The organism is Rhizobacter fulvus (assembly GCF_964020785.1).
The window spans coordinates 5,560,783-5,572,009 of the sequence record NZ_OZ224516.1; the positions used below are offsets into that span (position 1 = coordinate 5,560,783).

12 protein-coding genes are annotated in these 11,227 nt (G+C 69.5%); 9 read left to right on the forward strand and 3 right to left on the reverse strand.

Going from position 1 to position 11,227, the window contains the following annotated elements; all coding sequences use genetic code 11:
- Nucleotides 1-5: 5 nt before the first annotated feature.
- Complete coding sequence (locus ACWH49_RS26345; RefSeq protein ID WP_448174134.1) at nt 6-1,247, reverse strand: sugar phosphate nucleotidyltransferase; 1,242 nt, start codon at nt 1,245-1,247, stop codon at nt 6-8.
- A gap of 137 nt (nt 1,248-1,384) precedes the next feature.
- Between ACWH49_RS26345 and ACWH49_RS26350 the strand changes: the two genes are divergently transcribed.
- The 3 genes from ACWH49_RS26350 to ACWH49_RS26360 all read left to right on the forward strand — a co-directional run bounded on the left by ACWH49_RS26350 (nt 1,385) and on the right by ACWH49_RS26360 (nt 3,730).
- Nucleotides 1,385-2,377: a zinc-dependent alcohol dehydrogenase family protein gene (locus tag ACWH49_RS26350; protein WP_448174135.1), complete on the forward strand. Its 993-nt coding sequence runs from the start codon at nt 1,385-1,387 to the stop codon at nt 2,375-2,377.
- 98 nt (nt 2,378-2,475) lie between these two features.
- Nucleotides 2,476-2,895 (forward strand): Hsp20/alpha crystallin family protein, encoded by a 420-nt coding sequence (locus tag ACWH49_RS26355; protein WP_448174136.1) that lies wholly within the window; start codon nt 2,476-2,478, stop codon nt 2,893-2,895.
- A 7-nt stretch (nt 2,896-2,902) separates the two neighbouring features.
- Nucleotides 2,903-3,730, forward strand: a complete 828-nt coding sequence (locus ACWH49_RS26360; RefSeq protein WP_448174137.1) for a universal stress protein — start codon at nt 2,903-2,905, stop codon at nt 3,728-3,730.
- A 163-nt stretch (nt 3,731-3,893) separates the two neighbouring features.
- Here ACWH49_RS26360 and ACWH49_RS26365 read toward each other — a convergent pair whose 3' ends face one another.
- On the reverse strand, nt 3,894-4,331 hold the full coding sequence (locus ACWH49_RS26365) for a universal stress protein (protein ID WP_448174138.1): 438 nt from the start codon (nt 4,329-4,331) through the stop codon (nt 3,894-3,896).
- A gap of 31 nt (nt 4,332-4,362) precedes the next feature.
- A complete protein-coding gene (locus tag ACWH49_RS26370; protein WP_448174139.1) occupies nt 4,363-4,704 on the reverse strand; it encodes a hypothetical protein in 342 nt (113 codons plus the stop codon).
- Nucleotides 4,705-4,787: 83 nt separating this feature from the next.
- Between ACWH49_RS26370 and ACWH49_RS26375 the strand changes: the two genes are divergently transcribed.
- The 6 genes from ACWH49_RS26375 (at nt 4,788) to ACWH49_RS26400 (ending at nt 11,206) form a co-directional block, all read left to right on the forward strand.
- Nucleotides 4,788-6,335 carry a nicotinate phosphoribosyltransferase gene (locus ACWH49_RS26375; RefSeq protein WP_448174140.1) on the forward strand — a complete coding sequence of 516 codons (1,548 nt, stop codon included), beginning with the start codon at nt 4,788-4,790 and terminating at the stop codon, nt 6,333-6,335.
- Between the two features lie 69 nt (nt 6,336-6,404).
- Complete coding sequence (locus ACWH49_RS26380; protein WP_448174141.1) at nt 6,405-7,805, forward strand: nucleotide sugar dehydrogenase; 1,401 nt, start codon at nt 6,405-6,407, stop codon at nt 7,803-7,805.
- A gap of 31 nt (nt 7,806-7,836) precedes the next feature.
- Nucleotides 7,837-8,367, forward strand: coding sequence for an acyltransferase (locus tag ACWH49_RS26385; protein ID WP_448174142.1), 531 nt, complete (start codon nt 7,837-7,839; stop codon nt 8,365-8,367).
- On the forward strand, nt 8,364-9,386 hold the full coding sequence (locus ACWH49_RS26390) for a Gfo/Idh/MocA family protein (RefSeq protein ID WP_082548823.1): 1,023 nt from the start codon (nt 8,364-8,366) through the stop codon (nt 9,384-9,386). Before ACWH49_RS26385 ends, ACWH49_RS26390 begins: the two co-directional genes overlap by 4 nt.
- Nucleotides 9,383-10,522 (forward strand): DegT/DnrJ/EryC1/StrS family aminotransferase, encoded by a 1,140-nt coding sequence (locus tag ACWH49_RS26395; protein ID WP_448174143.1) that lies wholly within the window; start codon nt 9,383-9,385, stop codon nt 10,520-10,522. Before ACWH49_RS26390 ends, ACWH49_RS26395 begins: the two co-directional genes overlap by 4 nt.
- Nucleotides 10,523-10,528: 6 nt before the next feature.
- Entirely contained in the window at nt 10,529-11,206 is a 678-nt protein-coding gene (locus ACWH49_RS26400) for a NeuD/PglB/VioB family sugar acetyltransferase (protein WP_448174144.1), read from the forward strand.
- The last annotated feature ends 21 nt before the right edge of the window (nt 11,207-11,227 follow it).

The following is an 11,227-nucleotide window of genomic DNA, read 5'->3' on the forward strand; positions in this document are numbered from 1 at the left end:
GTCGCCTAGGGTGCCGCCGCCAGCATGCGCGCGGTCACCAGCGTGATTCCCTCCGCAGTCACGTTGAATCGGGCACGGTCCTCGCCGGGATGGATGCCGATCCCGATGCCGTCAGGGAGGATGCAACCCTCGTCGACGACCACGCGCTGCAAGACGACCTGGCGCCCGACGGTCACCCCGGGCAGCACGACCGACGCCTCGACCGTGCTGCCCTCGCCGATCGTGAAGCGCGGGTGGAGCACCGAGCGGCGCACGTGGCCGCCGCACACGACGCCCCCGCCGCACAGCAGCGAATCCTCCACCGTGCCGCCCTCCCCGCTTGCGGCGGGTACCCAACGCACACCCGCGGCCGAGCTTGCATCGCCTCGGATCGGCCACGCGGGGTCGACGACATCCAGGCGCGGCGCTTGGCCCAGCAGATCCATGTGAGCCGACCAGTAGGCGCCGGGCGAGCCGACATCGCGCCAGTACCCGGAAAAGTGGTGCGCGAACACGCGGGCGCGCCCGACCAGCGCCGGCAGGAGGTCGCGCCCGAAGTCGTGACAGGACTGCGGGTCCGCCGCATCCCGCGCCAGCTCCCGCCAGAGCAGTTCCGCGCGGAAGACGTAGATGCCCATGCTCGCGACCGTCCAGCCGGGCGTCCCGGAGGTCGACTCCGCTCGGCCCGGCTTTTCGCAGAACGCCCGTATCCGGCCGTCCTCGTCGAGCCGGACGACCCCGAGCTCGCACGCGCGGTCGACCGGCACATCGACGCAGCCCACGGTCACGTCGGCGTCGCGGCGCACGTGCTCCTCGAGCATTGCGCCGTAGTTCATCTTGTAAAGGTGATCGCCCGCCAGCACGACGACCCGTTCGGGCGCCATCGCGCGCAGGATGTCGATGTTCTGATGAACCGCGTCGGCCGTTCCGCTGTAGCCGCCCGCGGCGGGCTCGCGCGCGGTGACCGTCTCGACCGAATCCGCCTGGAACGGGGACGAGAACGTCCAAGCCCGGGCGATGTGCCGCGCCAGCGAGTGCGACTGGTACTGGGCCAGGACCTTGACGTGCCGCAGCCCCGAGTTGAAGCAGTTGCTGAGCGTGAAGTCGATCAGCCGCCACGAGCCGCCGAACGGGACTGCCGGCTTGGCGCGTGTGTCGGTCAGCTCGCAAAAGCGCGTGCCGCGCCCGCCGGCGAGCACCGCCGTGCAGGCCGACGCCAACAGGGCGCCGGTCGTCGGGGTGACGGGACCGGAAGAAGCGGGTCTCATGGAAGGGCCTCGGATGAGTGGCACGATGGTCCGACACCCCGGCCCCCGGCTCCTTGAGCAAACGCAACAAGCGCAACGCCTCGCCGCCGATGCTTTGGCCGTCGGCCGTCCTGCGATGGCCGCGGAAAGGCGATGCCATGCATGCGATGGTCCTGAACCGGATCGGCGAGCCGCTGACGTGGGCCGAGCGACCGGACCCGGCGCCCGGACCGGGCGAGATCCGGGTCCGGGTCGAGGCCTGCGGAGTCTGCCGCACCGACCTGCACCTGATAGACGGCGAACTTCCGGACCCGAAGCTGCCGGTCATCCCCGGCCACGAGATCGTCGGCCGCGTGGCCGCGATCGGAACCGGCGTTGCCGGCCTGGCGCTGGGCGACCGCGTCGGCGTGCCCTGGCTGGGGCGCACCTGCGGCGCCTGTCCCTACTGCATCGCGCAGCGCGAGAACCTCTGCGACCGCCCGAGCTTCACCGGCTATACACGCGACGGCGGCTACGCCACGTCGGTCGTCGCGGACGCCCGCTACGCCTTCGCCCTGGGCGCAAGTGCGACACAGCGGCCGGCCGAATCACTTGCGCCGCTGATGTGCGCCGGACTGATCGGCTGGCGGGCGTTGAAGATGGCAGGCCCGGGCCGGCAACTCGGGCTCTACGGCTTCGGCGCCGCGGCGCACCTCGTTGCCCAGGTCGCGAGCTGGCAAGGGCGAACGGTCTATGCGTTCACCCGCGCTGGCGATCTGCGCACCCAGGCCTTCGCCCGCGAGTTGCAGGTCGACTGGGCCGGCGACGCCACCGACGCACCGCCGCGGCCGCTCGATGCCGCGATCATCTTCGCCCCGGCCGGCGAACTGGTTCCGATGGCGTTGCGCGCCGTGGCCAAGGGTGGCCGCGTCGTGTGCGCGGGCATCCACATGAGCGACATCCCCGGCTTTGCGTACAACCTGCTGTGGGGCGAGCGGCAGCTGCTGTCCGTGGCGAACCTGACCCGTGCGGACGGGACCGAGTTCCTCGAACTGGCCGGCCGCATCGGGCTCGTCGCTACGGCAACCTCTTACGCTCTCGCGGAGGCGAACCGGGCCCTGGCCGACCTGCGCGCCGGCCGCCTCCAGGGCGCCGCGGTGCTGATCCCTTGATCAGCCTCAATCCAGCGTGCAAGCGGCTTCCTAGACTGGACGAAGCCGAGGCGATGGGCCCGGCACCGGCTGTTTCCGCAACACACCAGGAGAGACTCATGACCGCATTGACACGCTTCGATCCGATCGATCGCATGTTTCCCGAGCTGCTTCGCCGCTGGGGGATGCCCACGCAGATCAGCGAAGAGGCGCCGGGCGAGATCCGCATCGACGTGACAGAGAAGGACAAGGCCTACGAGGTCCGCGCCGAGATCCCGGGCGCGAAGAAGGAGGACATCCGGGTCAACGTCGATCGCAACTTCGTGTCGATCTCCGCCGAGGTGAAGAAGGAACACGAGGAGAAGTCGGCCGGGCGCGTGGTGCTGAAGGAGACGTACCACGGCAGCGCGTCGCGCGCCTTCTCGCTGGCCCACGAGATCGACGCGCGCAACGTGGTCGCGAAGTTGGAGGACGGCGTTCTGAAGCTCACGCTGCCGAAGAGCGAGGGCAGCGTCAGCAAGACGATCGCCATCCAGTGAGCCACGCATGAGCCAGGGAAGCCTGCTCGTTCTGCTCGATCCATCCAAGGAGAGCGCGCAACGCGTCCAGGCTGCCGTGCGACTCGCCGCAGTGCTCGACTGGCACCTGCTGGGGGTGGCCTCCACGGACCTGCGCGACCTGCGCCGGGTGCCGGCCGGGGCCGACTCCCTCAGCGCCAGCGCGGCGCGCGTGTGGGACCGGCTGCGGGACCAGGCCGAGCGTGCCGTCGACCAGTTCCGTGTCGCCTGCCATGCGGCAGGCGTTGCGTCGTTCGAAGCCCGCATCGACGAGACGGACACCTTCACCTCGGTGCTCGCGCATGCACGCTGCAGTGACCTGGTGGTGCTGACCCAGGCCGACGCCGTGAGCGGCGACACCCTGGTCGAGGACATCGTGCTGCACAGCCCGCGGCCGACCCTGGTCCTGCCGCGCGTCGGTCACCACGGGACGCTCGGCGAGCGCGTCCTGGTCGCATGGAACGACACGCGCGAGGCGGCCCGGGCCGCGTCCGACGCATTGCCGCTGCTGCGACGCGCGCAACGCGTCGAACTCGTGCGGTGGACCGAAGACGACGGCGCGTACGAACCGGAGGGGACCTCCGCCCTGGCCGCGCCGAGGGCCTGGCTGGCGCGGCATGACGTTCTGGCGCACGCCGAGGTCGTCCCCGCCCGAGGCCCCCTCGCCCATGCGATGCGCGAGCGAACGGCTACATCGCGCGCCGACCTGCTCGTGATGGGAGCGTACGGTCATGCGCGGTGGGCGGAAGCGGTGCTCGGGGGCGCCACCCGCGACCTGCTCGCATCGACGACCGTGCCGCTGCTGATGTCGCACTGAGCACGGGGCCGGGCGCGGCGTCGTCAGTCCGAGTACGACAGCATCCAGATCACGCCGAGACCGACCAGCAAGCCCACCGCGATGGCCGTCAGCAGGACCGCCACCGCGATCCAGACGCCGTGTGGCAAGGCGCGCGCCATGGGGCCGGTCCGGCGGAACCCCGTCAATGGCAGACCAGCACCGGAACGGCCGAGTGAGTGGTCACGCGCTGCGTCTGGCTGCCCAGCAGCACGCGTCCCAGACCCCGCCGCCCATGGGATGCCATGACGATCAGATCGCAGACATGCTCGCGCGCGGTGTCGATGATGGCCTGGTCGACTTCGTCGCTGACGCTGCGCAGCGTCGCGCATGGCACGCCCATCTCGTTCGCGGCCTTGCGAACGAAGGCGAGATGGCGATCGGCCGCCGCCTGACTGTCGCGATCGAACTCCTCGCGGGTCTCTTCCAGCAGGTCCGGTCGGTAGGTGAGCACCTGGAATGGCGGCGTGACGTGCAGACCGGTGACGCGGGCACCGAGTGAACGCGCCAGCTCGACGCCCTTGAGCACGGCGCCTTCGGACAACGGCGAGCCATCGGTTGGAATCAGGATGTGCTTGAACACGGGGAGCCTCCATGGTTCGTGGTCGACGTTGCTACGTTAGCGGGGCGGAAGTCCCCCTCCCTTGAGCCACCTCAAGGTGATCGCCGCACGGGCCGCCCTCGAGTTCGTCGAGCACGTCGAGCGCACGCTGCACGTAGCGCTGCGCCAGCGGCATCCATCGATCCGGGCTGCGCGGATGCGGGTCGAGCAGGTGCGCCATGACCAGCCGCGAGCGCAGCAAGGCCCGCAGCGCGGTGTAGAGAAGCATCAACCGCCTCGACGGACGCGTCCGCAGCTGCGCGGACAGGCCGGCCAGCAGATGGCGCCCGATCCACGCCGCGCCCGCCAGATCGCATTCGAGGCCGAGATACGCCACTTCGTCGAAAGGATCCACCTGCGCAGTCCGGGATTGAACTCGATGCAGTCGATGACGACCGGCGGCCTCAGCAGGCACACGTGCTCCGGTCGCAGGTCGCCGTGGCCCTCCACGATGCACTGCCGTTCGCAACGCTCTCGCAGCAGTGCCGCGTGTTCCTGCAACGCGAGGTCGAGGCGGTCGAGGGCCTGGGCAGCCAGGCGCAGTTCGAACTGCGGGCGCAGCAGCACCTCGGGATCGCGCCGCGAGCACCTGCGCTGACTCAATCGACCGTCCCAAACGGTCGATCCGCGGGTGGCGGAAGACTGCTTGAGGCTGCACCGGCGGCCCCGTTGCGATTCCGCAATCGGGCGGCGCGCGCTCGTCACACGATTCCATTCTCGAAGTCCTCGAGCACACGGACCTGCCTCAACGATGAATCGATCTGCATGAGCGCGCTCGTCACCGACCATGACCGACTGGCGGCGATGCAGATCTGCCTGGAACGGCAGCTGACGCAGCACGCGGTGTTCGAGCTCGTCGTGCGCACACTGCCGCCCCAGCGCAACTTCCTGGTCGCGGCCGGGCTGGAGCAGGCGCTCCAATTCCTCAAGAGCCTTTCATTCTCCGAGGCCGAGTTCGCCTGGCTGCGTCAACAGGGCGGCTTCTCGCCGCAACTGCTCGACTATGCGCACGGTCTGCGCTTCGACGGCGATGTGGACGCCATGCCGGAAGGCACGGTGTTCTTCGCCGGGGAGCCGATCATGCGGATCACCGCGCCACTGCCGGTCGCGCAACTGATAGAGAGCCGCCTGCTGAACCTGGTGCACTTCGAGACCGCGATCGCCTCGAGCGCGGCGCGGATCGTTCTGGCAGCGCGCGGACGGCGTCTGCTGGACCTGGGGCTGCGTCGCGCGCACGGCAGCGAGGCCGCCCTACTCGCGGCGCGCGCCGCCTACCTCGCAGGCTTCGACGGCAGCGCCACCATGGAAGCGTCCCGACGCTTCGGCATCCCCACCCTGGACACGCTCTTCCTTCGCGCCGATGCGACGGGCGTGGGCACGCTGTTCTCAATCCCACCCGGTTCGGCGGCGAGCATGCTGCCGCCGTTCGACGCCACCGACCTCCTGACCGCGTCGTCTGACCCGGTGGACGTCGCGGGCGCCATGCGGCGCAGGGGCATTGCGATCAAGGGCGTGCAGCTCGAGGGCGCCGGTCTGGTCGCCCGGGCCCGGACGCTGCGCGCGCGGCTCGACGCGGCCGGCCTCGCCGACCTGGCCATCCGCGCGAGCGGCGACCTCGACGAGATGTGCATCGGCGCGCTCGCGACCGACGGCGTGCCGATCGACGAATTCGGGGTGGGCGGGTGGTTGCTCAACGAGAGCGAGGCCACCCGCATCTGCGCGTCCTGCGAGATGAGCTCCTACGCGGCGGCCGCTCCCGTGCCGGCCGACGAAGAAACATTGCTGCGGCCTTGCATGCGGGGCGGCAAGCGCATCGGGCGCACACCGACCCTGGCCGAATCGCGCCGGTACCTTGCCGAGCAGCTGGACCGCTTGCCCGGGATGCTGCGCGCGCTGGAACCGACGCCCGCCGCGTTGCGGGTCGCGCGCGATCCGGCCGCGATCCATCTCCTGTCCCCCATCCAAACAGGGAACCGGCCGCGTTGACGGAACGCAATCACGCAGACAGGTGACTCCCTAGACTTTGTCCGACACCTCGCGCCAGGAACCATCCCAATGCACTCAGCAATTCATGCCCGCGCGCGCGCCCCTTTCACCTCCGGCGTGGTGGTCGAGCGCGAGCGCCCCGTGACCGACGCCGATCGCGTCGAGACGCACCAGGCCACGCCGCCCGACACGACGACCGTTGCGGTGATTGGCCTCGGCTACGTCGGCCTGCCGCTGGTGATCGAGTTTGGAAAGCAGCTGCGCACGATCGGCTTCGACGTGATCGACACCAAAGTCGCGCGTTGCCGAACCGGCACCGACCCCTCGCGCGAAGTGCCGGGCTCGGAGTTCCGTCTCGCGGTGCACGCCGAGTACACCAGCGATGCCTCCATGCTGCGCGAGGCCGACTTCGTCCTCGTGGCCGTGCCGACCCCGGTGGACGCGGCGCACATCCCCGATTTCCGTCCGTTGCAGAGCGCTTCTCAGAGCATCGGCGCGAACCTCAAGCGCGGTGCGACCGTCGTCTTCGAATCCACCGTCTACCCGGGCGCCACCGAGGAGATCTGCATCCCCGTGATCGAACGGTCCTCGGGCCTGCGCTGGAAACGCGACTTCTTTGTGGGCTACAGCCCCGAGCGGATCAACCCGGGCGATCGCCAGTACGTGCTGAACAACGTGATGAAGGTCGTGGCCGGCGACACGCCCGAGACGCTGGAGCGCGTGGCCGCGCTGTACGAACGGGTCGTCAAGGCGGGGGTCTACCGCTGCTCCAGCATCAAGGCGGCGGAGGCCTGCAAAGTGATCGAGAACACGCAGCGCGACCTGAACATCGCGTTGATGAACGAACTCGCCATCATCTTCGACCGCATCGGCATCGACACCGACGAGGTGCTCGAGGCGGCCGGCACCAAGTGGAATTTCCTGAAGTTCAAGCCCGGGTTGGTCGGCGGCCACTGCATCGGCGTGGACCCCTACTACCTGACCCACAAGGCCGAGACCCTGGGCTACCACCCGCAGGTGATCACCGCCGGTCGGCGCATCAACGACGGCATGGGCAAGTACATCGCCGAGCAGACGATCAAGCAGATGATCGCCAACGGCAGCTGCGTCAAGGGCGCGCGCGTCAACATCCTGGGGCTGACGTTCAAGGAGAACTGCGCCGACATCCGCAATACCAAGGTCGTCGACATCATCCGCGAACTGCAGAGCTTCGGCGCGCAGGTGTTCGTCCACGACCCGGAAGCCGACGCCGACGAGGCCCTGCGCGACCTCGACGTTCGCCTGCTGGCGTGGGAAGACCTGCCGCGCGGCGACGCGCTGATCGCCGCGGTCGCCCATCGACAGTACGGCGAGCTCACGCCGCAGGACCTGGCCAGCAAGGTCATACGCAACGGTTGTTTCGTGGACGTGAAATCGGTCTACGACCGCGCTGCACTGACTGACTGCGGGCTGCACGTCTGGCGCCTGTGACCCTGCGAAGCAACCTCAGGGAGACGACCAGATGCCCATCGCCGACAGCACGACCCTCGGTGCGAACGTCCAGATATTCCATCCTGCGCTCGTGAACCTGTACGGTTGCCGCATCGGCGCCGGGACCCGGATCGGCACCTTCGTGGAGATCCAGGCGGGGGCCGAGGTCGGGGCGCATTGCAAGATCTCCTCGCATTCCTTCATCTGCGAAGGCGTGCTGATCGAGGACGAAGTCTTCATCGGCCACGGCGTGATGTTCACCAACGATCTGGCGCCGCGGGCCACTGTCGCCGGCGGAGGCCTGCAGACGGCGGCCGACTGGACGCTGGAGCGCACCCGCGTGCAGTTCGGCGCCGCCATCGGCAGCAACGCCACCGTCGTTGCCGGCATCACCATCGGCCGTCACGCGCTGGTCGGTGCCGGCGCAGTCGTCACGCACGACGTGCCGGATCACGCGATCGTGGCCGGCGTCCCGGCCCGCGTGATCGGCGACACGCGCACGCGCCTGGCGGCCGACCAGACCTCGAAACCCGAGACATCGCAGGCAGGAGGGAACACGTGATCAACATCGGCATCATCGGCTACGGATACTGGGGCCCGAACCTCGTACGCAACTTCGCGGAGACGCGCGGCGCGACGGTCGCGGCGGTCGCCGATCTGGACACCGAGAAGCTCGCGATCGTCAACCGACGCTTCCCGGCGGTCAAGACCACCACCGACTACCGCGAGCTGCTCGCCGACCCGGCGATCGACGCGATCGCGATTGCCACGCCCGTCTCGACCCACTTCGAGCTCGGCCTGGCCGCGCTGCGTGCCGGCAAGCACCTGTGGCTCGAGAAGCCGATGACCGAAACCTCGCAGCAGGCCCGCCAGCTCGTCGACGAGGCCGAGAAGCGCCAGCTCGTGCTGATCGTCGACCACACCTTCATTTACACCGGCGCGGTCGCGAAGATGGCCGAGATCATCCAGGCCAGCGAGCTCGGGCGCATCTACTACTACGACTCGATCCGCGTCAACCTCGGTCTGTTCCAGCGCGACGTGAGCGTGATCTCCGACCTGGCGGTCCACGACTTCTCGATCCTCGATCACCTGCTCGACGAACACCCGGTCGCGGTCTCGGCGAGCGGCACCAATCACTTCCCCGGCACCCCGGAGAACCTGGCCTACGTGACGCTGTTCTACGAATCGGGAACCATCGCGCACGCCAACGTGAGCTGGCTCGCGCCGGTGAAGGTGCGCCAGATCCTGATCGGCGGCAGCAAGAAGATGATCACGTACGACGACCTCGAGCCGAGCGAGAAGATCAAGGTCTACGACAAGGGCGTCGACTTCACCGACGACCCGCAGAAGATCCACGAGATGCGCGTCGGCTACCGCACCGGGGACATGTGGGCCCCGCGCCTGGCCGTCAGCGAGGCGCTCGGCGTCGAGGGGCTGCACTTCATCGATTGCATCGAGAACCGGAAGGTGCCCAAGACCGATGGGCAGCTCGGTCTGCGCGTGGTCGAGCTGATCGAGGCCGCCAGCAAGTCGATGCGCGCCAAGGGCGAAACCGTCTACATCACGAGGCAGCTCGCATGATTCCCTTCGTCGACCTCAGGACTCAATACCACTCGATCAAGCAGGAGGTCGACGCGGCCATCCTCGGCGTGCTCGAGAGCTGCCAGTTCACGCTCGGCAGCGAGGTGGCCGCGTTCGAGCAGGAGTTCGCCGCGTACTGCGGCGCGGCCGAGGGCATCGGCGTCAACACCGGCACCAGCGCCCTGCACCTCGCGCTGCTGGCCGCCGGCATCGGCGCGGGGGACGAGGTGATCACCGTGCCCTTCACGTTCATCGCGACCGCGTCCGCGATCGACTACACCGGCGCCCGGCCGGTCTTCGTCGACATCGACCCGCGCACCTACACGATGGACCCGAATGCCATCGAAGCGGCAATCACCCCGCGCACCAAGGCGATCGTGCCGGTGCATCTGTACGGCCAGGCCGCCGACATGGACCCGATCCTGGAGATCGCGCGCCGCCACGGCCTCGTCGTCATCGAGGACGCGTGCCAGGCGCACGGTGCCGACTACAAGGGCCGCCGCGTCGGCAGCCTGGGCGACCTCGGCTGCTTCAGCTTCTATCCCGGCAAGAACCTCGGGGCCTATGGCGAGGGCGGCATGGTCGTCACCGACCGCCCGGACTACGCGCGCACGATCCGCATGCTGCGTGACTGGGGCGCCGAGAAGAAGTACCACCACGTGCTGAAGGGCTACAACTTCCGCCTCGAGGGCATGGCCGGCGCCGTGCTGCGCGTGAAGCTGCGGCACCTGGAGGCCTGGACCGAGGCGCGGCGCGCGGCCGCCGCGCGCTACGACGCGCTGCTCGGCGCCGCGGGGATCGCGGCGCCCGCGGCGAGCACCGTCAACCGGCACGTCTATCACCTCTACGTCATTCGCACCGACCGGCGCCAGGCCCTGCAGGAGGGCCTGGCCGCCTGCGGCATCCAGACCGGCATCCACTACCCGACGCCGGTGCACCTGCTGCCCGCGTTCGCGGAACTCGGCCACCGCGTCGGGGACTTCCCGCACGCCGAGCGCGCCGCGAACGAGGTGCTGTCGCTGCCGATGTTCCCGGAGCTGACGGCCGCGCAGACGGCCGAGGTGGCGCAAGCGGTGATCGCCCTGGGCGGCGCGACGCAGGCCACGCGGCGCGAGGCGGTCACATCGCCGGCGTGAGCCGCGATGCGCGTCGAGCACCCGACCACCCCGGAGGCCGCGCCCGGCCCGCGGCCGCTGCTGATCTTCCCGTGCAACGGCAACGCGACCGAAGCGCTCGACTGCCTGGGCAGCAACTACCGGCTGCTCGGCTTCGTCGACGATTCGCCCGCCAAGCTCGGCCGCCAGGTGCACGGCCACGAGGTCTTCCCGCGCGCGGCGTTCGGCGACTGGCCGGAGGCCATGGTGCTGGCCGTCCCGGGCAGCGCGCAGTCCTTCCGCTCACGGCGCGCGCTGATCGAGAGCCTGGGCGTCGCGCCCGACCGGTTCGCGCGCGTCGTGCATCCGGCCGCGCGGGTGTCTGCGCTGGCCGTGCTCGGCCACAACCTGCTCGTGATGGCCGGCGTGGTGATCACCAGCAACGCCCGGATCGGCCACCACGTGTGCGTGTTGCCGAACAGCGTGATCCACCATGACGTGCAGGTGGACGACTGGAGCCTGATCGGCTCCAACGTCACGCTGGCGGGTGGCGCGCGGCTCGGCGAGAACTGCTACATCGGCAGCGGCTCGAGCGTGATGAACGGGCTCGACATCGGTGACGGCGCGCTGGTCGGCATCGGCAGCACGGTGATCCGGCCGGTCGCGGCCGGCGCCGTCGTCGCGGGCAACCCGGCCCGTCCGCTGGCACGCACGCACCGGCCCTGAGTTCGGGCCAGCACACACGGG